Source organism: Anaerobacillus arseniciselenatis (assembly GCF_001865995.1).
Taxonomy (GTDB): domain Bacteria; phylum Bacillota; class Bacilli; order Bacillales; family Anaerobacillaceae; genus Anaerobacillus; species Anaerobacillus arseniciselenatis.
Map to the genome: position 1 here is coordinate 1 of NZ_MLQQ01000026.1, position 23,461 is coordinate 23,461.

The following is a 23,461-nucleotide window of genomic DNA, read 5'->3' on the forward strand; positions in this document are numbered from 1 at the left end:
TCTTGATGGGATTGTTTCAGGAAACTTGGTTCCTTCATTCCAATCCTCAGTTGTAAAGTTGAAGTTTTTCTAGTAAACTTCCTGTATTTTCACGCTGGAAAGCGTTTATAACAGAACTTGTCGCGCGCTTCCGTAACTTAACAAATAGTGTTCGTCCAGTAGAAACTATTGAAGACCTAAGAGGATTATCCGTCCGTACGATGGAAAATGCAATTCATTTAGACGCTTGGAGAGAGTTAGGAGCTAATCCATCACCAATGGCATTCCCAGAGTTATTTGCTGGACTACAACAAGGAACAATGGATGGGCAAGAAAATCCATATCCGACCATTTTATTAAGTAACTTCTATGAGGTACAAGATTATTTATCAGGTACAAACCATGTTTATACGCCATTTATCTTCTTATTCAGTCAACAAATCTGGGATACTCTAACTCCAGAGCAGCAAGAAATTCTTACTGATGCTGCAGTAGAGGCGGGGAAATTTAACCGTCAAAGAAATCGTGAAGTTGCAATTGAAAGTTTAGAACAATTACAAGAAAATATGGAATTTAGTGAAATTTCTCCTGAAGAGCATCAACGTTTCCAAGACGCTGTGCTACCTGTAATTGACAAACACGCTGATAGTATCGGTAGAGAAATTGTTGATGAGTACCTAGCTGAAATTGAAAAAGCTCAATAAATCATAAAAGAATTTACGAGGATTGGGGCGAGTAATCGTTGTTTATTCGCCCTAATTTATTCTATTGTTAACCTTAACAGCGTATGTACCATCCGAGAGGAGGTAAAGTAGATGAAAATAGTAAATTGGCTTGATGAACATTTTGAAGAAGTCTTTCTAGTTGTTTTGTCTACGATAATGGTTGTTGTTATCTTTTCACAAGTGTTTATGCGGTATGTCATGCAAAGCTCATTATCGTGGTCAGAGGAGTTAGCGAGGTACTGTTTTATATGGCTTGTTTATATAGGGATAAGCTATGGGGTAAAGAAACAACGACATATTAAAGTGGATGCCTTTTTATTACTATTTAAAGAAAAAGGGAAGCTTGTTTTTAATATTATCGCAAATCTTTTATTTTTGGCCTTTGCCATATATGTTGTTATCTATGGATATACGATTACAGAGAGGTTTCTAGAACTTGGACAAAAATCACCTGCAAACCAAATTCCAATGGGCTTGATTTATTTGGCGGCGCCATTTGGTATGGCAATAACATCTATTCGTTTAATCCAAAACTTAATTAAACAAATTAAAACGTTGTTCGGTAAAGATGATTTCACAGTCAAAACTGAATTAGAACGCCTTAGAGAGGATTAAGGGGGGAGAGTATGACTACAGCAATATTATTTGGAGCGTTTGCTTTATTTTTAATCTTAAGTGTCCCGATTGGGATTGCTCTTGGATTAGCGACGCTAATTACTTTAATTATTACTGGCTCCTTACCAATTGACTTTTTAGTAATGGGCTTAATTACTGCAGTTGATTCGTTTCCATTACTAGCGGTTCCGTTCTTTATATTAGCTGGAGAAATTATGGGTAGAGGGGGAATTTCTGACAGGCTATTTAATGTAGCTAATTCATTAGTTGGAAATAAGACCGGTGGTTTTGCTATTGCTACAATTATTACTTGTATGTTTTTCGCAGCAATCTCTGGTTCTGGACCTGCAACCGTTGCAGCTATTGGTGGAATTATGATCCCCGCGATGGTTCGTCAAGGGTATGACAAAAAATTCTCAACTGCAGTTGTAGCTGCTGCTGGTTCATTAGGAGTTATTATTCCACCAAGTATCCCAATGGTTATTTATGGAGTAGTAGGAAGTGTCTCGATTGGTGATATGTTCATAGCAGGGATTATTCCAGGGTTATTGGTAGGTATTTCATTAATGGTCTATGCATATTTTCATTCACGTAAGCACGGGTATACTGGTACGGGAGAGAAAACGTCCATTAAAAACATTGCTAAAGCTTCATGGGATGCAAAATGGGCATTACTTATTCCAATTATTATTTTAGGTGGGATTTATGGCGGTATTTTCACACCAACAGAAGCCGCTGTAATTGCAGTAGTATACGGTTTATTTGCTGGGTTAGTGTTGTATCGTGAACTTAAAGTTAAAGAACTACCAAGTATATTAATCAATGCTGCATTAACGACTGCAACAATATTAATTATAGTAGGGACAGCAACGGCATTTGGGCGGTTACTTACAATGGAACAAATACCGAACCAAATTGCTCAATGGATGCTATCTATCTCTGAAAATCCAATTGTTATTATTCTATTAATTACATTTTTATTATTAATAGTTGGTTGCTTCATGGATACTTTAGCGGCGATTATCATTTTAACACCAATATTGCTACCGATTGCTGTAAGTATTGGGTATGACCCTATTCATTTTGGAATAATCATGATTGTTAATTTAGCAATTGGCTTTATTACCCCACCATTAGGAGTAAATTTATTTGTAGGTTCGGGGATATCCGGTTTATCAATTGAGGCTATTTCTAAAGCGATTATCCCGTTTTTCATAGCAATGTTACTAACTCTTGTAGTAATTATATTGTTACCACAATTATCGTTATACTTACTTAACTTTAAAGCTTAAATACTTTCCCTTCTATTTGTTTGTTAATCCTTTAAACAAATAGGGGAAGGTCGATTTATTAAAACTCAATTTTACATTATAAAACTGTAATTAGGTATTGTAAGTGCAGTAATAAAAGCTTAAGCGAGGTTTATCTACTAAGAAAGGAGGTCACAAATGGATATACTTGAAAAATTACTTAAAGATATACCCTTACCCAAAATGGCGAAAGTAGAACAAAAGTTTCATGCACCAGAGGTAAAGAATGTTCCAACTGAGGTGCAAAAGGCAATTGATCAAGCAGAAGTGCTTAGCCGGATAACGAAAGGAGACCGAGTTGCGATTGCAGTGGGTAGCCGTGGTATTTCAAATGTCGAAGTTTTAACAAGGGAAGTTATCAAAGCTGTCAAGTCAGTTGGTGGTGATCCATTTATTATTCCTGCAATGGGGAGTCACGGTGGTGCAAGTGATGAAGGGCAAAAAGAAGTTCTAGAAGATTTAGGGGTAACAGAACATTTTGTTGGAGCACCGATTATTTCTAGTATGGAAGTAGTAAAGGTAGGAGAGTTGCTAAACGGTCTACCTGTTTATGTAGATAAACACGCTTATGAAGCAGATCAAGTCATTATTATTAACAGAATTAAAGCCCATACTGCCTTTAGAGGTTCAGTAGAAAGTGGTTTATTGAAAATGTTAACCATAGGTTTAGGTAAACAGAAAGGCGCAGAGGCTGCTCACTTATATGGCTTTAAACATATGGCTGAACATGTACCAGAAATGGCAAAAATCATGTTAAAAAACATTAATTTTCTTTTTGGTTTAGGATCGATTGAAAATGCCTATGACCATATCGCAAAAGTGGTCGCACTGCCAGCTGAAAAAATTATTGCAGAAGAACCCAATCTTTTAATAGAAGCGAAAAGTTTAATGGCAAAGCTCATGTTTGACAAAATTGATGTGCTTGTAGTCGATGAAATAGGTAAAGATATTTCAGGAGATGGGATGGATCCTAATATTACAGGCCGTTACGCAACACCATATGCCACAGGGGGACCTGATGTAATGAGGATTGTTGTATTAGGTTTAACTAATAAAACACACGGCAATGCCAATGGCTTAGGAATGGCAGATGTAACTACAAAAGCAGTAGTTGACTCAATTGAATGGCATAAGGGATATGCTAATTCATTAACTAGTACGGTAACAAACGTCGTAAAAGTACCTATGTTTATGGAAACCAACGCATTAGCGGTTAAGGCTGCGATTAAAACATGTAATGCATTTGATCTCAATAAATTAAAAGTTGTTCGCATTAAAAATACGTTAGATATAAAAGAAATATGGGTTTCTGAAGCTCTACTTGAAGAAATAAAAGAAAAAGATCAATTTAAAGTTCTAAGCGAGCCTACTGTCATGAATTATTAGGCGGATAATGGATGCTATATCTATATAGTGTATTAATTATCGCATATCTCTTTTCATTGTTTATTGATTGGATTGTACTAGAGTATAGTGTGGGTGTCTTAGCGATAGTAGCTTTTATTGCATCTTTCAAAGGGGCCAAAAGACTATATCAAGTAACGAGTACCGCTTTTCTTATTATTGGGATAATATTATTTCCGTCCACAGAAAAGCACTTTACTGAGGTTCCGTTTTTTATGACCTCAACGATGATTATATTAGCTATTTTCTTTGTATTGCCATTCATAAATAGCATTATCGTTGTTGGGAGATATGACAAAAGTGTCAATAAACTTTTGAAAGCGAGAGTAAATCATTTAGGTCAATTATATTATCGGGGTTCAATTGTAAGTTTTTTACTAGGAACATTTTTAAACATAAGTACTTTACCTCTTGTTCAAAATGTATTGCATAAAAACTTGGCTACTTTTACAAAAAAACTAAGGAATATATTTATTAGTAGAGCAATGTTAAGAGGTTATGCTCTATGTCTAGTGTGGAGCCCGATGGAAATTATGGTTGCGATTACGATCGATATTACTGGCGCAAGCTACTTAAGGTTGTTACCTTGGTTATTGTTATTTTCTTTCCTTCTCCTTTTTATCGATTGGCTTTTGGGATGGAAGTATAAAAAATATACTGTGGATATTGCCCAAAATCAGGCGGTTGAAATAAATTTATCTTTAATTAAAAAGGTAATTACGATGTTGATTTACCTAGTTATTTTTATCGTAGCTATTTTATCTTTAAAAGAATGGCTACAATTAAACTTTTTAACTGCGGTAACTCTTGTCATTGTGCCTTACTCAATTTTTTGGGCTATAGCAATTAGACGCCTAAAGTCATTTATCAAGTATAGTATCCCAATTTGGAAGGAACGGACGATTGGATTAAAGAATTACATGGTTCTTTTTATAGCTGTAAGTTTTTTCGTAACAGTATTAAATCAATCAGGATACATGTTAGTTTTACAACAACCTTTAGAAGTATTAGCAAAGCAGCCAATTTTCTTGTTTTTTTCTATTCAGTGTTTATTTTTACTGTTGGCAATGATTGGTTTCCATCCACTCGTTACGATTAGTATTTTAGGTGAGTTACTACAACCACTTGCTTATACAGTTAGTCCAATAAGTTTAAGTATTGTATTAATAACCTCCAGTTTATCCACAGTAATGGCTGGACCGTACAATATTACAGTTTCATTAACGAGTGTTTTAGTCGGGGAAAATCCTTACCGAATTTCAATATGGAACATCGGTTACGCAATGTTATTTAGTAGTTTCGGCACTATTTTTGCAATAATCCTTTTATAGAAATTTAGTGAAATTAATAGATTTTAATTTTAGTATTACGTTAAAAGTAAAGGAGGAAGTAGTGATATGACTGTACAATATCCAAGAATTGATAATCAAGTAAATCCTTATCGTGATAATGTTCAAGGGAAAGCGAATGAGCCAATTACAGTAGCTGGACTACTCGACCGATCAAAACAAATTCTAGGTTCTGCCTATGAAGGGCCAGCTCCAGACTGGACACTTGAAGAAATTTATAATCGCCTAGAAGAAAATGCTCCGCGAATTGCGATCATTGGTGGTTCTTCTGATCATCCGGCTCATATTATGGATTTTAAAACTTCTGCCCATGCAGCGATACGTATTTGGCAAAATGGTGGAGTGCCGTTTTATTTTTCGACGCCTGTAATGTGTGATGGAACCGCTCAAAGTAACCAAGGTATGAGTTACTCATTACAAAGCCGTAACGCGGTTGCTGAAATGATCGTTAACCAAATGGAAGCACATAGTTATCATGGGGCATTTGTTATTCAAGGATGTGATAAACAACCTCTAGGAGTAGTTAGTGCAATGGCACATTTAGATAGAATTCGCCAATTTCGTGGTGAGGCACCATTCTTTGCGACTTTTGCACCAGCTCACGTACTACAAGGGGGAACAATCCCTGAAGACCTTTTTCAAGAGTTAGAAGAAGTCGCTGTAACTGCTGAAAATCAAGGGGCAAGTGATATTGCTGATGATTTAAGAGATGCAATGGCCTATATTTTACAATGCTCATCTAACACAGCTTTCCAAGGTGTTCTTGAGCGTGCAACAGAACGTGGGATTATTACGAAAGCAGCTCATAAGGATTATGAAAAACGTTTAGCAGTCGCAACTTGTGATGGAAAAGGTGGAGTTTGTGCCTTTAACGGTACTGGTAATAGCTCACGCCACCTTGTTGCAGGTTTAGGCTTAGTACACCCTGCCGTGGAACTGTTAACAGATTCTCCAAATCAAGCACAAGTAAATGAAGCGCTTGATAGTTTTGCAACAATGATTAATAACCCTGTTTATGGCGCTGCGAATGTTATGGCTACGAACATTAGAAATGCAATACGTATCCATAGTGCAACTGGTGGTTCCACGAATTTAATGATGCATATCGTTGCTGGGATGTTATACGGAGGCTATAAGTTTAGCTTATGGGACTTAGATGAAATTCACCACTCGCATCCTATACCAGATATTTTTAATTATAGCTTAACAGAAGGTCGTGACATTTTCTCTTTAGCCATTCAATGTTGCGATAGCCAAAGTAGAGGGATGGAAACAGTATTTTATGAATTACTACAAAATGGTGTCCCGATGGATCTAGATGTCCCAACTGTTTCTGGAAAAACTTGGCGTGATCGTTTAGAAAATAAACAAAACTTATCAGCTGATCATGTTAAAGAAAATCCTGTTATTTTATCAAACCCAAGAAGACCATTTAGTGGTGTAGATGTGTTAACGGGTAACTTCTTTGAAAGTGCAGTTGTAAAAATTAGTGGAATGACAACACAACAACTAGATGAATTTGATAAGAAAGCTGCTTTTGTTTTGTATTATGAGAATGAAGATGATGCTAACCGTAGCTTACTAGATGCAAACCTTTTACCAACATTAAGAGAAAAACAAAGCTTTAGTCATGAAAGAATGTTAGCTGCCCTTAAAGAAAATGCACCTGAACGTTATGAAGATTGGAAAGGTTATGACTATGATAGTCTTTTCGACAAAATGGTAGAGGAAGGTGCCTTAAAAATTGCAATAATCGTCTCAGGGCAAGGTCCAGTAGCATTTGGGATGCCAGAAATGTTTACTCCTATGCAACACATTAATGCAAATCGTCGTTTAAAACGCCTAGCAACGCTAATAAGTGATGGTCGCTATTCAGGTGTGTCTTACGGTGCCGCAATAGGTCACATGACGCCTGAAGCGAAAGAAGATGGTGGTATCCTATATCTTCAAACAGGCGATTTACTATATATAAGTTTGCGAAATAGAGAAATTCAATTTATAGATACTGAACCATTTTTAGATGGTAGATTAGAGTTTAAGTTTGATCATATTCGAGAAGAAAGAAAAGAACTAGCGTTAGAAAGGCTTGCTACAATTAAGCAACGTCAACGTCAAGTAGCCGCAAGCAATCGTATGTCTGGGCATACTGATGCTGCAAATGGAGTTGTACCTATAGCAGTTGCTGAAGAAGCGAGTTTGAACTATAAAACAAATATATTACTAGAAAAAGTGAACAATTAAGGGGAGGATTTAAAATGGAAAGAACACGTGACTTTATTGAAAAATTAGGTTTTCCAAAAGGGGATTGTAATGATCTTCCAACTTCAACAAAGACGTTTCCGGATGGAGCACAGTATCGTGTGGAAATTCCAAGTGTAGAAGGACCTGCTTCATTCGAAGCTGTGGTTGAAGCTTGTAAGGAATATGATGTTTATATCCAAAGGATTTCTCAAGGTAGTGGAATCATGCTTTTAACAGATGATGAATTGAAGCAAATGGCTGAAATTGGTCGTCATGAAAACTTAGAAGTTAGTTTATTTGTTGGACCACGTGGCTCATGGGATATTACACCGATGCAATTAGCAAGTGCTGGTAAAATTGCAGGGTTAAGATCGCAAGGAATGGACCAACTTGTCTATGCATTGGAAGATGTGAAGAGAGCTTGTGATTTTGGTATTCGCTCGATCTTAGTAGCAGACGAAGGTCTTCTATGGTTAGTAAATGAATTCAAGAAAGCTGGAGAGTTACCATCAGATTTAGTTGTAAAAATATCCGTACAAATGGCCCAAGCAAATCCAGTCTCGATTCGCTTAATACAAGATGCTGGAGCAGATACGTATAATGTTCCAACTGATTTAACGCTTGCTAGACTTGCTGCAATTCGCCAAGCAATCGATATTCCTATCGATATTTATGTAGAAGCACCAGATGATGTTGGAGGATTTATTCGTCACTATGATATCCCAGAAATTATTCGAGTAGCAGCACCTGTTTATATAAAGTTTGGTCTTAGAAACTCACCAAATATTTATCCATCTGGAACTCATTTAGAAAACACTTCTATTGCACTTTGTAAAGAACGTGTTCGTAGAGCAAAGATTGGGCTTGATATGATAAAACGTTATGCACCTCACCTTAAAACATCAGAAAAAGGGGCAGAAGGTTTAGGCGTTCCAGTAGAATGTGTAACAGCACAGTAGTTACAGTCAAATCTTAAGTAGTGAGAAGGTTGAAACTATGCCAATCATTCAAGCAATTGACCGTGCACTAAATATTCTTGATCTATTTGATGACCATGATAAAGAGCTAAAAATTACTGATATAAGTCAACGAATGGATTTGCATAAAAGTACAGTTCACTCTTTATTGAAAACCTTACAAAAACATAATTATATTGAACAAAATCATGAGAATGGAAAATACAGACTTGGAATGAAATTTTACGAAAGAGGCAACTTGATAAATAGAAATATTGAGTTAAAAAAGCTGGCTAAAGAGCATCTAGTAAAATTGTCAAATAAAACTGGAAAAACCGTTCATCTCGTTATTTTGGACGGAAAGGAAGGCATTTATATTGATAAAGTCGAAAGTTCGTCAGCGACTGTGCTTTATTCTAGAATAGGAAGAAGGGTCCCTATTAATAGTAGTGGTGTTGGAAAAGCACTAATAGCATTTAAAAGCCAGAATGAAATCGATAATTTTTTAAAAGATTATGATTTTGTTCGACAAACAGAAAATACAATTATGGATAAAGAAAGTTTAAATAAAGAGTTCGAAAAGGTTCGAAAGCAAGGTTATGCAATTGATAATGAAGAAAATGAACTTGGTGTATTTTGTATCGCTTTTCCGATAAAAAACCAAAATGGTCAAGTCGTGGCTGCCATTAGTACATCAACAACCGTAACAAAGCAAGATGAAGTTGAGTTTAGCGAAACATTCAAGCTAATAAAATTGACAGCTGAAAGATTGTCAAATCAGTTAGGATTTAGAGGTAAATTGAGTAATAAATAGTCATAACCGGATTTTATATTATAAAACAATTAGGAGGAATTAATATGAGAATTATTCGATTTAAAGAAGAAAATAATGTGGTATTAGGTGCATTAACTGATGAGGGGAGTATTTTCGTTTTACCTCAAAAAGACTTTTTAGAGCTTACTAGTTTAGCGGAAGAAAAAGAAACTACTGCATTACAAATTGTCGAAGAAGTGATCGCTAACAGTGTACCTATTAGTGCTAAAGTAGAAGAGTTACAATTATTAGTTCCAATTGAAGCTCCAGAAGTTTGGGCGTCAGGTGTAACATACTTAAAGAGTAAAGAAGCTAGAAACTATGAAGCTACTGAAGGTAAGCTAGATGCAACGACATTTTATGACAAAGTTTACGATGCAGAGCGTCCTGAAATATTTTTTAAATCTACAGCGGCTCGTACTGTTGGTCCAAATCAAGATGTTTGCCTTCGTACAGACTCAAATTGGCAAATTCCAGAACCGGAGCTTGGTTTAGTTATTAACAAAGATGGAAAAGTCTTAGGGTATATCGCAGGAAACGACATGAGTAGTCGAGACATTGAAGGAGAAAATCCTCTTTATCTTCCACAAGCTAAAGTATGGAAAAACTCATGTTCAATCGGGCCGGCAATTCGCTTAGCAGAGACTGTAGAGAATCCATATGAGTTTGAAATTAAATGTAGGATTTATCGTAATGAAGAAAAAGTTGTTGAAGGCTCTGCATCAACAGGACAATTGAAACGCAAATTTGATGAATTAGTATCATACTTAGTTAAAGATAATGATATCTTTGATGGTACTGTATTACTTACAGGTACTTGTATCGTACCTCCAAATGAATTTACATTAGCAGACGGTGATAGAATTGAAATTGAAATTTCTGATATTGGGGTTTTAAACAATCCTGTAAAAAGTCAATCCCCTAAAACATTACCTACTGCATAATAGAGTTATAAATTAATTCGACAAAGGATCAAGTATATTGGAGGAGACCATGAGCGATAAAAATAAGACCGTAATGATGAAACCTCACGATAAAGTGGCAGTTGCTTTAACGGATATCGAATCCGGTGTCTCTTTAGAAGTAGTTTGTCAAGAAAAGACTTTCCATGTAACGCTTAAAGACCCAATCGCATTTGGCCATAAATTTGCTGTAGCTCCTATACGAGAAGGTGAGGATATCGTTAAATATGGCGAAGTTATCGGTGTCGCTATAAAGGACATTGATGTAGGTGCTCATGTACATGTGCACAACCTTGAAGGAAAAAGAGGAAGGGGCGATAAAATTGGTAAACATTAAAGAAGGAAAATTTTTAGGGTATCGTCGCCCTGATGGAAAAGTAGGAGTTCGAAACCATATCCTTATCTTACCAACCATTACATGTGCAACACGAGCAGCTAAGCAAATTACAGAACTAGTACAAGGAACTGTTTCTTTTATTCATCAGCATGGTTGTGCTCAAGTTGGTATTGATTATGACCAAACATTTCGAACTTATGTCGGAATGGGCTTAAACCCAAATGTTTATGGAGTTGTCGTTTTAGGTTTAGGTTGTGAGACCCATCAAGCAAGAAGTGTTAGTGATGAAATTGCAAAAAGTGGCAAGCCAGTCGTAACTGTTTCGATCCAAGATCATGGCGGGACTTTACAAGCAATTGCTGAAGGTGCAAAAGTTGCAGCTCAAATGGTTCAAGATGCTTCAGCAATTATACGAGAAGAGTGTGATATCAGTGAACTAATCATCGGAACAGAATGTGGTGGTTCTGATGCTTGTTCTGGTTTATCTGCTAACCCTGCTGTCGGTTATTTAAGCGATAAAATTATTGATCATGGGGGAACGGCAATTTTAGCCGAAACAACCGAATTAATTGGAGCAGAACATTTATTAGCCAATCGTGCTGTTGATGACCAAGTAGCTAAGCGAGTATATGAAGTGATCGAGGCAATGGAAAATCGTTCAATTCAAATGGGGGTAGACATCCGGACTGGAAATCCGAGTCCAGGAAATCTCAAGGGTGGTTTAAGTTCTCTCGAGGAAAAATCGTTAGGAGCAGCGAATAAGGCTGGAAGTAGACCATTACAGCAATTAATTAATTATGCTGAAGCTCCAACGAAAAAAGGACTCATTTGGATGGATACACCAGGTCATGATATTGAACAGTTAACAGGTATGGTGGCAGGTGGAGCGCAAATTGTCTTATTTACTACAGGGCGAGGAACTCCAACAGGATCGCCAATTGCACCTACGATAAAAATTTCTACGAATAGCTCAATATATAAAAAGATGAGTGAAAATATTGATCTTAATGCTGGTTCTATCATTGAAGGTGAAGAAACAGTTGATCAAGTCGGGGAGAGAATCTTTTCTGAAATTGTAAATGTAAGTTATGGGAAGCTTACAAAAGCCGAAATTTTAAAACAACATGATTTTGGGATCTGGAGAATTGGTCCAACTTTCTAAAAGATTAAATCTGTATTCCCCTGGAAAGAGTTTCAGGGGAATACAGACATTTTACAATACAGAAACCGATTGAAATACGAATGTGTTGTAAGTGCTGATCATAGATTAGCTTTTACAACACATGCATATGTTTTGTTATCTTTATCTTTTTTTATTGAAATAATAGAAAATAAAGCTTTGATAAAATATAATCAAAGTATTTGGTTGCATGTTGACAAATATATGATTTTTAGGAAAAATACAGTTTAAATATATGTTATAGAGAGAGGGGAATTAAGTTGAAAATATTAAAGATAGATATGAGTAGCTTAGCAGTTTCTGAAGATAAGGAGTCAAAGTATAAAAAAATTGGAGGTAGGGCATTAACATCAAAAATTATTCACGATGAAGTGCCAGCTACTTGTCATCCATTAGGATCAAAAAATAAACTTGTTTTTGCTACTGGTTTATTAACTGGATCAGGTGCATCAAGTGCTGATCGTTATTCAATCGGTGCAAAAAGCCCTCTAACAGGAGGAATTAAAGAAAGTAACGCAGGTGGTATTTCAGGATTAGCGCTTGGTAAATTAGGAGTTCGAGCTCTTGTTTTTGAAAATATTCGTGACGATTTTAAAATCGTTCATCTATCGACAAGTGGGGTAAAGTTTGACGATGCTGAACCAATTCTCGGAAAAGACTTAAGTGAAGCGGCTACTTGGTTAAGAGAGAAGTATGGAAAACACGTGGCCGTTTGGCTTATCGGTGTAGCAGGTGAGCAAAAAATGAATTTATCAGCGATAGCTGGGCAAGATAAAGACGGTCACCCAACACGCTACAACGGTCGTGGTGGTTTAGGAGCAGTAGCTGGATCAAAAGGAATAAAAGCGATTGTTCTCGATACAAGTGGAGTAGGGAAAAATCGTCCAGAAGACCGAGACGAATTTAAAGCGGCACTAAAAGAATATCATAACTGGTTAATGGAAGCTCCGGCTACATCAAAAGTATTTCCTGAACTAGGTACTGCGTCATTAGTTGAATCGACGAATTCTTTAGGAGCATTACCGACAAGGAACTTCTCAATTGGTACAATGGAAGACTATAAAAACATTTCTGGTGAAACACTTCGCAAGACGTTACTAGAACGTGGTGGAGCTTCAACACCAACACATGCATGTATGCCAGGATGTATCATTCGTTGTTCAAATGTTTTTGGTGATGAAGAGGGAAATTATGTTACAGGGCCAATGGAATACGAGAATATAGGGTTACTAGGTTCAAACTTAGATATTAGTGATCTCGATGAGATTGCAGAGTTAAATCGACTTTGTAACGAGTATGGAATTGATACGATTGAAACAGGTGGAGCTCTCGGCGTATTAATGGCACAAAACGTTATTTCATTTGGAGATGCCGAAGGGGCAATCGCTGCTCTAAAAGAAATTAAAGAAGGAAAGCCACTTGGTAGAATTATCGGTAGTGGTGCTGAATTGGTTGGGAAAATTTACGGTGAACCTCACGTGCCAACAGCCAAAGGTCAAACGATGCCTGCCTATGATCCACGTGCAATTAAAGGACTAGGGGTAACCTATGCAACATCACCACAGGGGGCTGACCATACAGCTGGTCAAACGATTAGAGCACAACTCGACCATCACTCTCCAGAAGGGCAAGTTGAAGCATCAAGAGGCGCACAAACTGCCAACACAATCTGGGATAATCTAGGAATGTGTATGTTTAGTGCAGGAGCGGTTCAAGGCCGATTTGATAGAATCGGAGATTTAGTGACAGCGTACATTGGTGAAAAAGTTACAGGTGAAGACATTATTAATTCAGCAAAAGAAACGTTAAAGATCGAGCATGCTTTTAACAAAAAAGCTGGGTTTACGAAAGCGGATGATAAACTAGCAGACTACTTCTATGAAGAAGAAAATAAAGCTAGTAATACAGTATTCGACGTGTCGCAAGAAGAGTTGGAAACAGTTGGAGTCGATAGAGATGATCTTTAAGTCAAATTTTAAAGAGGTCGTCTGAAAATGAAAGTAAAAGTAACATCCTTTATTCCATATATAGAAGATATTAGTGGAGAATACGAGTTAAATAATGAAGTGACAATTGAAAAATTAGTTAACTCTTTAGGGTTAAAATGGGACCATGACGCGCTAGTTGTTGTTAATAGAGTGATTGTTACTGATAAAGCATTGAATTTAAACGATGGCGATCAAGTTGAATTATTAATACCAATCTCGGGTGGGTGAAACCTCATATGATATGCGGCTGTCCTATTGTAAAGTGTCATTCATCTAAGAATTGTTCGTTAAAGTTGTGTTAAATACAATCTTATAGTATTTTTCTTGAGGTGAAAAAGAATGTCAAGGACAGCCTTCTTATTTTTCCCAATAATAATCAGTGGTCAACGCTATTACGTTTGAGTTGATTATAGAAAATCGAACCTTTGCTTACACCAATGAGTGCCGTCATTGGTGTTTCTTTTTACTGTTTCATACTAGTACCACTTGAAAACTCTATAACATCGATTATCGAAAATGCATATTAGGAAATTTTTAAAGGGGGAGGTACATTCCATTCCTAAGAAATTAGTTTAATGTGAGTTTTGGGGTGATTTTTTGCAAATATCTACTATTCTATCCTCTGTTAGCATTATTTCCATTATCATTTCAATAGGAGTAATAATTGCAATGAAATATAATATTACTCCCAAAAGTTTCAGTTACTGTTATAACAACGATATTATCATTGTTAACGATTCCGGTTATTGCTTATGTAGGAAATTTATTCATGTTTTTATAATGTATCCTTGACATTTAAAGAGAGAGTGAAAATAAGAATAAATGCAAAAGAAGGTATGAAAATACTATGTTAAATCGTTTGAATAGAATTTTAGAGAAATTTATGCCTGTGCTTACACCAATGAGTGTAATCATTGGTGTTCTTATAACTGCGTGGTTATTGCCATTTACTTTTTTAGTTCCGTGGATTTTTGCGTTTATGACCTTTTCTGGAAGTTTAAACGCTAGTTTTTATGATTTGAAACGAGTATTTCTCCATCCAAAGCCAATTATCGTTTGCTTTATTATTCTTCATGTTGTAATGCCTTTAATTGCACTTGGAGTTGGAAGTTTATTTTTTCAAGGAGATCCCTATACAGTTACAGGGCTAGTTTTATCATTCGTTATTCCAACGGGGATCATTAGTCTTATATGGGTATCGATTTATAAGGGAAATGTCGCTTTAACATTGACTATTATTTTACTAAATACGATGTTATCTCCGTTAATTATTACGTATAGTCTACAATTGCTAGTTGGTTCAAATGTGCAAATTGATCAATGGGAGATGATGAGTGGGTTATTTTGGATGATTGTAGTTCCTTCAATTGTCGGAATGTTGATGAACCAACTCACAAAAGGGCGTGTGAAACAATCATTAAGTCCAAAGTTAGCTCCTTTTACCAAAATAGGTCTTGGATTGGTGGTAGCCATCAATAGTGCAGCTGTAGCCCCTTATTTAGCAGATGTTAGTTGGAAATTAATCTCAATAATTGTCACAGTACTATTTTTAGCTGCTGTGGGTTATTTGATTGGGTGGTTAGTGTCTAAGTTTATTTTTCAGTGGAAATATGAAGATCTTGTTGCAGTAACATTTAATAGTGGTATGAGAAATATTAGCGCAGGAGCTGTTATTGCTATAACATTTTTTCCTCCGCAAGTTTCAATACCAGTTATTTCATGCATGCTTATTCAACAATTATTAGCCTCGTGTGCTGGATTTTTACTTAATCGTTTTTCTACAAATAAATTAGAGCAGAAGGTAGTTAAAACTGGATAAAGTTTATATGCTTCAAAAAAATAAGCAAATTCAGGTTGATTTTACACAATATATATGACTTTCGGTAATGGTAATTATATTAAATTATTAATATTAGTATTTATTTACCGTGTTATAATTTAATGATAGAAATAGTGAGTGGATCTTATAAAACCAGTCTTTTTTACTAAACGTTTAACTAATATTTGTGGATGGAACTTGGATGTAACTTCAAGTTTTATAATGTAATTACTTTATAATAATACAAGTTAAAAAGGAGGAAAAACATGTACGACATCGCAATCATCGGTGCCGGTATAGTCGGTTTATCAACAGCACTGGCACTTCAAGAAAAATTTCTAGATTATAAGATTATTGTTATTGAAAAAGAAAAGGATGTCGCAATGCACCAAACCGGTCATAATAGTGGCGTGATCCATTCAGGAATCTATTATAAGCCGGGCAGCTTAAAGGCTCGCTTAGCTAAGAAAGGTAACGAAGAAGTGATTGCGTTTTGTGAGCAAAATGACATCGCTTATGATCGTTGTGGAAAAGTAATTGTAGCGACAGAGCAAAACGAACTGCCTTTATTACAGGCGTTGTATGATCGTGGTATTGAAAATGGATTAGAAATAAAACGTTTGGCAAAACCACAATTAAAGGAAATCGAGCCCCATGTCGAAGGACTTGATGCCATCCATGTTCCTAGCACTGGCATAGTAAATTTTAAACAAATTGCAAAAGTATACGCCCGAATATTTAAAGACAGAGGTGGTGACATTATGTTATCCACTGAAGTAACTGAGGTTTCTGATCTTTGTAACGGAAGCGAGATTACGACATCGCAAGGGAAATTAAAAGCAAAAATTATCATCAATTGTGGTGGGTTACATTGTGATCATATCGCTCATAAATCGAAGTTATTAACAGATATGAGAATTGTTCCGTTTCGAGGCGAGTATTTTGAGCTGAAAGAAGAGAAGAGATATTTGTGTAAAAACTTAATTTATCCTGTTCCAAATCCAGACTTTCCATTTTTAGGTGTTCATTTTTCAAGGATGATGGATGGGAGGGTGTTGATCGGCCCTAACGCTGTACTTGGGTTGAGAAGAGAAGGATATAAAAAAACGGATATTCATTTAGGTGATCTTTTTGAAACATTAACATACCCAGGCTTTTGGCGGGTTGCAAGTAAAAATATGAAAGAAGGTATGAAAGAAATAGTACGTTCTATGAGCAAAAAAGTACTTGTAAAAGAGTTGCAGCGTTTTATTCCTGAAGTAAATGAGAATGATCTTTTACCAGGAAAAGCGGGTGTACGTGCTCAAGCCCTCACTCGCAATGGAAAATTGATCGACGATTTTTACATGATCCATCATAAAAGAATGGTTCATGTATTAAACGCACCATCTCCAGCAGCGACAGCAAGCTTAGAAATCGGTCGTTATATTGCCAATGAAGTTGGTAAGACGCACGGGCCTGTGGAGTTAGTGTAGATATTGTTAAAGATCGTGCATCAAAGCAACTGGTTGATGCACGATGATACCAGAAAAAGTAAAAAGCGTGCATCAAAGCCTGCTTAGTTCCCGCCCTTTACTTCACCACCAAATACTCCTCATCACACAACTCTCCTAACTGCTCTAACGCATATTGCGTAATCATTGGAAGATGGTCGCTGCTATCCCATACCGCAGAAATCGAACTGTAAAAGCTCTCATTCTCCAAATCGATGGCTTTAATGTGTTGTGGAGGTAATAAACTAACCATGTCGCTCGGCATGATCGTCACACCAATCCCTTTGGCGATTAGGTTTGCGATCGTTAAAAGTTCGGGCCCAACCGCTAATACTTTTGGGATAAAACCAGCAGATTGACAAACTTGTTCTAGTAAAAAATATAATGAAGGCGACTGTTTTTTATCAAAATGAATAAAACTCTCGTCCTTTAGTTTACTTAAATCTAACGAGTGCTCTGAAGCAAGTGCATGCTGCGGAGAAACGACGAGTTGTAAAGGGTGTCTAGTGAACTCTACGAAATTAAGTTGATCCTCAACCAAACTTCTCGTATCTGTCGGCGTTCTAACTAGAGCGATGTTACACTCCTTTTCTTTGACCATTTCAATAGCATCTAGCGATGTCGTTTCTTTGATGTAAAACTCAATCCCCGGAAATTCTTCTTTCATCTTACATAATAATCCAGGTAATAAGTGGCTAGCTGCAGACGGCACAGTTGCTATTTTAATTGTTTTTTGTGGGATCATTTTTAATTGTTGCAACTCATCGACAACATGCTCAATGTTTTTAAATGAATGAATTAGATTTTTGTATAAGTACTCGCCTTCTTCAGTAAGAGTTACACTTCTAGTTGTTCTTATTAGAAGTTTAAAGCCGAGTTGTTGCTCTAACAATGTAATTTGTTGACTTAAGCCTGGTTGAGATATATGCAAATTACAAGCAGCGTGACTAAAATTTAAATATCGGGCGACTTCAAGAAAATAACGTAGTGCTAATAAGTTCATCCTAGAGCATCCTTCCTTTTTAAAGATAACGAACTGGCTAGGCGAAACGGATCATATGTCCGCAATGATCCCCGTAATTGCCCACGCAGCCTCTCGAACATCCCGAACATCCCGAACATCCCGAACATCCCAAACATCCCAAACCTCGCAATAGCACTAACCCGATCCTCAATCTATTTATAATCCCCCCTTATAAATCTATAACAATTCCGTATTTCTCTTATTTTTCACCTGGTGTTACGATTTAGCTAACAACAAAAACAAACGTTGAAGGAGAGGAACAAAGTGAAACAACAAAACGAAACAAAGCTAAACGTATTACATTTCGGACTAGGACCAATAGGTTTAGAAATAATGCAAAAAACGAGCGAAGTTCACCAGCTCGATATCGTTGCTGCTGTTGATATTGACCCAAACAAAATTGGTAAAGACATAGGAGAATTAATTGGAACTGAGCAAAAAGGTGTGAAAGTTACCGCTGGACTAGAGCAAATACCTTCCTTACCCAATGATGTCCCAAAAGTTGCGATCCATGCGACTGGATCAAACTTAGAAAATGTATGGCCGCAAATAAAGCAATTACTTGATCACGGATATTCAGTTGTTTCAACTTGCGAAGAACTTTCATATCCTTGGCATCGCTATCCGCAATTAGCTAAAGAAATGAATATATATGCTGAGCAAAAAGGTTTAGCAGTGATTGGTACTGGTGTGAACCCTGGCTTTATTATGGATACGATGACATTATGTTTTACTTCTGTCGTTAACGAAGTGAATGATATTAAAGTGACGAGAAAAGTAGATGTTTCTAAAAGACGTGTTCCTCTTCAAAAGAAGGTTGGCGTGACGATGACAGAAGAGGCGTTTTATAATCTTGCGAAAGAAAATAAAATTGGTCACGTTGGCCTTGAAGAATCAGCTCGCTTAATTGCTTACGGTTTAGGAATCGAACTAACATCTGTAACGAACACTATCCATCCAACGATTGCTGACAGTGATATTGAGTTAGCTTTAGGAAGCCTACAAAAAGGTCAAGTGAGTGGCCAGCACCAAGTCGTTGAAGCGAAAACGACAGATGGTCGAACGATCACTTTAGAATTAATCATGTCCGTCGCAGTTACCCAGGAAGACCGTATCGAATTAATTGGGAATGAGCCCCTTGAATTAGTCGTTCCAAACGGTATTTTCGGTGATACAGCAACAGCGGCGATGGCCATTAATACTGCTAAGCTTATCGGAACAAGTCATTTTGTAGGCATTGTAACGATGGCTGATATTAAACTATCTAGAAATTTAAATTTGGCAGCTAGTAAACTGATAACGACTTAAAAGAGTTGGTTTGTTGGAAAGGTCAGCCTATTTCAAGGACATGAGAGACCTTATTTCTTAGATTTTTTGAGTTTTTACATTTTCAAGGACACCAGAGACCTTATTCCTATAAAATCAGCAGATTTTACTTAGTTTTTTGCCAAATAAGGTCCCTCAAGTCCGTTAAATCTTATAATGCCGTTTTTTAAGTGAAATAACGGCTCTGGTGTCCGCTTGGATCAGCATGTTAGTCAGAAGGCCCAGCACAGCGAGCGAAATCGATTGAATTTCCCATTCTTTAATAGTGGCAACAAGTTATCATGAGAGTTATGTATAAGTAAATATATAGACTGTCTCATAAGTATTATCACCACATAAGGTTATCGATACTTTTTTGAGACAGCCTAAATTTAATAATTTAATGTTTTAGTATAGTTAGTTAAACCCAGCCGCGGAAACGCGATGCTTCGGCCATTTTACGAACACCGACCATGTAAGCGGCTAAACGCATATCTACTTTATGAGTTTGAGCAGTGTTGTAAACCTCATCAAACGAACTGACCATTTTTTTATGAAGCTTACTAGCAACTTCTTCTTCAGGCCAGTAATAACCTAAGTTATTTTGTACCCATTCAAAATACGATACAGTTACGCCACCAGAGCTTGCTAATACGTCAGGAACTAATAAAATGCCACGCTCTGTTAAGATTTTTGTAGCTTCAAGTGTTGTCGGTCCGTTCGCTGCTTCAACAACGACTTTCGCTTTAATATCATGAACATTATCAACCGTGATTTGGTTAGAGATTGCCGCAGGGACAAGAATGTCACAAGGAAGCTCTAATAATTCTTGGTTTGTGATGGTATTTTTAAATAGCTTTGTGACAGTACCAAAAGAATCACGGCGATCAAGAAGATACTCAATATCAAGACCTTCTTCTTTATAAAGCGCGCCATATGCATCAGAAATACCAATTACTATTGCACCAGCATCATGCATGAACTTTGCTAAGAAACTACCGGCATTACCGAAGCCTTGAACCACGACTTTGGCACCTTTTAAATCAATATTTTTGCGTTTTGCTGCTTCTTCAATGCAGTGAACAACGCCACGAGCAGTTGCTGTTTCACGACCATGTGAACCACCGAGAACAAGTGGTTTACCTGTAATAAAACCAGGAGAGTCAAACTCGCGAATTCGGCTGTATTCATCCATCATCCAACCCATGATTTGTGAGTTTGTAAAAACATCAGGTGCTGGAATATCTTTTGTCGGTCCTACAAGTTGGCTAATTGCGCGAACATAACCACGACTTAACCGTTCAACTTCAGCAAAAGACATCTCGCGTGGATCACAAACGATACCACCTTTACCACCGCCATATGGAAGGTCAACGATTCCGCACTTTAAGCTCATCCAGATCGATAGCGCAGTAACTTCTTCGGCATTCACCTCCGGGTGGAAGCGAACGCCACCTTTCGTCGGTCCAACCGCATCACAATGTTGGGCACGGTATCCTGTAAAAACTTTGACGCTACCATCGTCCATTCGAACAGGAATTCTTACCGTTAACATTCTTAGTGGCTCTTTTAACAACTCGAACATTTCGTTAGAATAGCCAAGTTTAGTTAATGCTTCTTTTATGACAACTTGTGTAGAATCTAGTAAGCTTGCTTTACTTTCGTCGTTCATTTTTTTCTTTTCACTTGTAGTAGTTGCTGTTGCTGTCATTTTATCCACCTCTTATTAGAATTGAATTTTTGTTTAGACAATATATTAACTACATATTTTTCCGGTAAACAGTCTCCTGAGAGTCATGATGATGTTATAAATTCCTTACTCACAGGGGAGTGGTTAATCTACGTAATGGTTTGGTTCCTTATGCTTTAAAATCTTTCAATTTAATTAACTAGCATACTTAAGTTTTTCACCTTGTTTCTTTGATTTCATTATTTGTATTACGACTAACGTTCCGAGTAGTGCAACTCCAATTAAATCAAAGTAAATGTCAGGGTAGATTAGCATTAATCCACCAACTCCACCTAGGATTCTCTCAATTACGTTCATTGGACGTAGTAAATATCCCATGACTCCAGATCCGATACCGATCATTCCGATTAAGGATGTTCCAATGACGAGTGTTCCTTGGACAAATGTCGTATCAATCAAGAATAATTCAGGTGAAAGTACGAATATATATGGAATTAAAAATGCCGCAATTGCTAGTTTTGATGCAATAACTCCAGTTTTAATTGGTCGCCCTTTTGATACCCCGCAGGCGGCAAAGGCGGCAAGCGCAACAGGTGGCGTAATATCTGCGACAATCCCAAAGTAAAAAGCAAACATATGAGCAGATAACAGAACTGCCATCGTAATTTCAGGTGCTCCAGGTTCAGATAGTAATAAAATAATCGCTGGTGCAGCCATTGTTGATGTAATAATATAGTTGGCCGTTGTTGGTGACCCCATTCCAAGAACGATCGATGCAATCATTGTAAAGAACAATGTTAGTAATAGAATTCCGTTTGATAAATCGATTAAACCGCTCGCAAATTTTAAGCCGAGTCCAGTTAAGGTGACAACTCCGACGATCATACCGGCAGCAGCAGTAGCAGCGGCAACCCCTAAAGCTGTACGTGCACCATTTTCAAGTGCTTGTAAAATATCTTTGATAGACATTCGTGTTTCTTTTCGAATTGCCCCTACTAAAACGACACTTAAAATCCCGAACAAGGCAGCGCGAATTGGTGAAAATCCAGCCATTAATAAACCGATAATCACAAAAAGCGGTGCTAACAAATAAATCTTTTTCAACACTTCTTTTTTATCAGGAAGTTCTTCCTTGGATAAACCTCGTAAGCCAATTCGTTTAGCTTCTAAATGAACCATAATATAAATTCCAGAAAAATAAAGAAGGGCTGGGACTAAGGCAGCTTTTGCGATATCCCAATAAGAAATTCCGGTAAACTCTGCCATTAAGAAGGCAGCAGCACCCATAATTGGTGGCATTAATTGTCCACCGGTAGAAGAAGCGGCTTCAACCCCACCAGCAAACTCTTTACTGTAACCGGTTTTTCTCATCATCGGAATCGTAAAGGAACCAGAAGTAACAACATTTGCAACCGAACTTCCACTAATCGTTCCCTGTAGTGCACTTGAGAAAATTGCTACTTTTGCCGGACCACCTATTTGCCTTCCAGCAATTAAAAGAGCAAGATCATTAAAGTATTGCCCAACTCCTGTTTTGACTAAAAACGATCCGAACAAAAGGAATAGGAAAATAAATGTTGCTGATACTCCAATTGGTGTTCCTAAAATTCCATCTAATGTATAGTACATATGACTAATTAAACGTTCAAGACTAACTCCTCGATGCTCTAAAAATCCTGGCATGTAATTTCCGTATAGCGCATAAAACAAAAATGTTGTAGCAATAATGACGATTGGCAAACCAACGACACGCCTTGCAGCCTCTAAAACGAGTAAAATTGCAAGTCCACCGACGATTAAATCATGAGTATTGTACATTCCTGCTCGTTGAACAAGTTCACTGTATGCAATAGTCCAATACATACCTACATAGATACTCACTAAAACGAGAATACCGTCATATAAAGGTAAACTATTTTTCTTCGCTTTTTTAGTCATAGGATAAAGTAGAAAAATTAGCGCAAGAGCGAAAGTTAAATGGACAGAACGTTGAAGTTGTGATGCCAACTGTCCAAAAATAGCTGTATATAGTTGGAAACATGAAAATGAGATTGCTCCAATTGTCACAATCCATTTTAAAAATCCTGTAAATTGTCGAAACCGAGATTCTTTGTCATACTTTTTTAATAGTTCTTGTTGCTCTTGTTCCGAAATTTCTTCGTTTGTGTTTTGTTTGTTTTCTTGCAAGTGAAGCCCTCCCAACTTGTGACTTGAAGTACGTAAGTTTTTCTAATCACCAGTTTCTATCCACTAACCATCAGTTAGTAGTT

Annotated in this window: 19 protein-coding genes; 16 read left to right on the plus strand and 3 right to left on the minus strand. The window is 36.9% G+C overall.

Features of this window, described 5'->3' with window-relative positions:
• Nucleotides 1–107 precede the first annotated feature (107 nt).
• The 15 genes from dctP (at nt 108) to lhgO (ending at nt 17,154) form a co-directional block, all read left to right on the plus strand.
• Entirely contained in the window at nt 108–683 is a 576-nt protein-coding gene (gene dctP, locus BKP35_RS11410) for a TRAP transporter substrate-binding protein DctP (protein ID WP_084031611.1), read from the plus strand.
• A 111-nt stretch (nt 684–794) separates the two neighbouring features.
• A complete protein-coding gene (locus tag BKP35_RS11415) occupies nt 795–1,319 on the plus strand; it encodes a TRAP transporter small permease (protein WP_071313484.1) in 525 nt (174 codons plus the stop codon).
• A gap of 11 nt (nt 1,320–1,330) precedes the next feature.
• Complete coding sequence (locus tag BKP35_RS11420; RefSeq protein ID WP_071313485.1) at nt 1,331–2,611, plus strand: TRAP transporter large permease; 1,281 nt, start codon at nt 1,331–1,333, stop codon at nt 2,609–2,611.
• Between the two features lie 156 nt (nt 2,612–2,767).
• Entirely contained in the window at nt 2,768–4,015 is a 1,248-nt protein-coding gene (locus tag BKP35_RS11425; RefSeq protein WP_071313486.1) for a nickel pincer cofactor-dependent isomerase, group 22, read from the plus strand.
• An 11-nt stretch (nt 4,016–4,026) separates the two neighbouring features.
• Nucleotides 4,027–5,364: a hypothetical protein gene (locus tag BKP35_RS11430; protein WP_071313487.1), complete on the plus strand. Its 1,338-nt coding sequence runs from the start codon at nt 4,027–4,029 to the stop codon at nt 5,362–5,364.
• Nucleotides 5,365–5,430: 66 nt separating this feature from the next.
• A complete protein-coding gene (locus BKP35_RS11435; RefSeq protein WP_071313488.1) occupies nt 5,431–7,623 on the plus strand; it encodes a dihydroxy-acid dehydratase domain-containing protein in 2,193 nt (730 codons plus the stop codon).
• 14 nt (nt 7,624–7,637) lie between these two features.
• A complete protein-coding gene (locus BKP35_RS11440; RefSeq protein ID WP_071313489.1) occupies nt 7,638–8,582 on the plus strand; it encodes a U32 family peptidase in 945 nt (314 codons plus the stop codon).
• A 37-nt stretch (nt 8,583–8,619) separates the two neighbouring features.
• The gene (locus BKP35_RS11445) at nt 8,620–9,393 is read left to right on the plus strand and encodes an IclR family transcriptional regulator (RefSeq protein ID WP_071313490.1); all 774 of its coding nucleotides are present in this window, start codon (nt 8,620–8,622) and stop codon (nt 9,391–9,393) included.
• 44 nt (nt 9,394–9,437) lie between these two features.
• Nucleotides 9,438–10,337 (plus strand): fumarylacetoacetate hydrolase family protein, encoded by a 900-nt coding sequence (locus BKP35_RS11450; RefSeq protein ID WP_071313491.1) that lies wholly within the window; start codon nt 9,438–9,440, stop codon nt 10,335–10,337.
• 49 nt (nt 10,338–10,386) lie between these two features.
• A complete protein-coding gene (locus BKP35_RS11455; protein ID WP_071313492.1) occupies nt 10,387–10,692 on the plus strand; it encodes a UxaA family hydrolase in 306 nt (101 codons plus the stop codon).
• Complete coding sequence (locus BKP35_RS11460; RefSeq protein ID WP_071313602.1) at nt 10,688–11,854, plus strand: UxaA family hydrolase; 1,167 nt, start codon at nt 10,688–10,690, stop codon at nt 11,852–11,854. Before BKP35_RS11455 ends, BKP35_RS11460 begins: the two co-directional genes overlap by 5 nt.
• A gap of 278 nt (nt 11,855–12,132) precedes the next feature.
• On the plus strand, nt 12,133–13,839 hold the full coding sequence (locus BKP35_RS11465) for an aldehyde ferredoxin oxidoreductase C-terminal domain-containing protein (protein ID WP_211274623.1): 1,707 nt from the start codon (nt 12,133–12,135) through the stop codon (nt 13,837–13,839).
• A gap of 27 nt (nt 13,840–13,866) precedes the next feature.
• Nucleotides 13,867–14,088 (plus strand): MoaD/ThiS family protein, encoded by a 222-nt coding sequence (locus tag BKP35_RS11470; protein ID WP_071313493.1) that lies wholly within the window; start codon nt 13,867–13,869, stop codon nt 14,086–14,088.
• Between the two features lie 619 nt (nt 14,089–14,707).
• Nucleotides 14,708–15,679 (plus strand): bile acid:sodium symporter family protein, encoded by a 972-nt coding sequence (locus BKP35_RS11475; protein WP_071313494.1) that lies wholly within the window; start codon nt 14,708–14,710, stop codon nt 15,677–15,679.
• Between the two features lie 266 nt (nt 15,680–15,945).
• Nucleotides 15,946–17,154, plus strand: coding sequence for an L-2-hydroxyglutarate oxidase (gene lhgO, locus BKP35_RS11480; protein WP_071313495.1), 1,209 nt, complete (start codon nt 15,946–15,948; stop codon nt 17,152–17,154).
• Between the two features lie 97 nt (nt 17,155–17,251).
• On the opposite strand, the gene BKP35_RS11485 is transcribed toward lhgO, so the two are convergent.
• Entirely contained in the window at nt 17,252–18,175 is a 924-nt protein-coding gene (locus tag BKP35_RS11485) for a LysR family transcriptional regulator (protein WP_071313496.1), read from the minus strand.
• A 285-nt stretch (nt 18,176–18,460) separates the two neighbouring features.
• On the opposite strand from BKP35_RS11485, the gene BKP35_RS11490 reads away from it, so the two are divergent.
• Complete coding sequence (locus BKP35_RS11490; protein WP_245741952.1) at nt 18,461–19,504, plus strand: NAD(P)H-dependent amine dehydrogenase family protein; 1,044 nt, start codon at nt 18,461–18,463, stop codon at nt 19,502–19,504.
• A gap of 418 nt (nt 19,505–19,922) precedes the next feature.
• On the opposite strand, the gene BKP35_RS11495 is transcribed toward BKP35_RS11490, so the two are convergent.
• Both BKP35_RS11495 and BKP35_RS11500 read right to left on the minus strand, forming a co-directional pair.
• Nucleotides 19,923–21,173 (minus strand): Glu/Leu/Phe/Val family dehydrogenase, encoded by a 1,251-nt coding sequence (locus BKP35_RS11495; protein ID WP_071313605.1) that lies wholly within the window; start codon nt 21,171–21,173, stop codon nt 19,923–19,925.
• A gap of 213 nt (nt 21,174–21,386) precedes the next feature.
• Nucleotides 21,387–23,378, minus strand: coding sequence for a TRAP transporter permease (locus BKP35_RS11500; protein WP_071313497.1), 1,992 nt, complete (start codon nt 23,376–23,378; stop codon nt 21,387–21,389).
• Nucleotides 23,379–23,461 lie beyond the last annotated feature (83 nt).

What these genes read in the sequence shown, in the direction of transcription:
- BKP35_RS11475 (WP_071313494.1), top strand. Translation starts at nt 14,708, where the DNA reads ATGTTAAATCGTTTGAATAGAATTTTAGAGAAATTTATGCCTGTGCTT.
- BKP35_RS11450 (WP_071313491.1), top strand. Translation starts at nt 9,438, where the DNA reads ATGAGAATTATTCGATTTAAAGAAGAAAATAATGTGGTATTAGGTGCA.
- BKP35_RS11425 (WP_071313486.1), top strand. Translation starts at nt 2,768, where the DNA reads ATGGATATACTTGAAAAATTACTTAAAGATATACCCTTACCCAAAATG.
- BKP35_RS11455 (WP_071313492.1), top strand. Translation starts at nt 10,387, where the DNA reads ATGAGCGATAAAAATAAGACCGTAATGATGAAACCTCACGATAAAGTG.
- lhgO (WP_071313495.1), top strand. Translation starts at nt 15,946, where the DNA reads ATGTACGACATCGCAATCATCGGTGCCGGTATAGTCGGTTTATCAACA.
- BKP35_RS11435 (WP_071313488.1), top strand. Translation starts at nt 5,431, where the DNA reads ATGACTGTACAATATCCAAGAATTGATAATCAAGTAAATCCTTATCGT.
- BKP35_RS11430 (WP_071313487.1), top strand. Translation starts at nt 4,027, where the DNA reads ATGCTATATCTATATAGTGTATTAATTATCGCATATCTCTTTTCATTG.
- BKP35_RS11420 (WP_071313485.1), top strand. Translation starts at nt 1,331, where the DNA reads ATGACTACAGCAATATTATTTGGAGCGTTTGCTTTATTTTTAATCTTA.
- BKP35_RS11445 (WP_071313490.1), top strand. Translation starts at nt 8,620, where the DNA reads ATGCCAATCATTCAAGCAATTGACCGTGCACTAAATATTCTTGATCTA.
- BKP35_RS11440 (WP_071313489.1), top strand. Translation starts at nt 7,638, where the DNA reads ATGGAAAGAACACGTGACTTTATTGAAAAATTAGGTTTTCCAAAAGGG.
- BKP35_RS11415 (WP_071313484.1), top strand. Translation starts at nt 795, where the DNA reads ATGAAAATAGTAAATTGGCTTGATGAACATTTTGAAGAAGTCTTTCTA.
- BKP35_RS11495 (WP_071313605.1), bottom strand. Translation starts at nt 21,173, where the DNA reads ATGAACGACGAAAGTAAAGCAAGCTTACTAGATTCTACACAAGTTGTC.
- BKP35_RS11485 (WP_071313496.1), bottom strand. Translation starts at nt 18,175, where the DNA reads ATGAACTTATTAGCACTACGTTATTTTCTTGAAGTCGCCCGATATTTA.
- BKP35_RS11470 (WP_071313493.1), top strand. Translation starts at nt 13,867, where the DNA reads ATGAAAGTAAAAGTAACATCCTTTATTCCATATATAGAAGATATTAGT.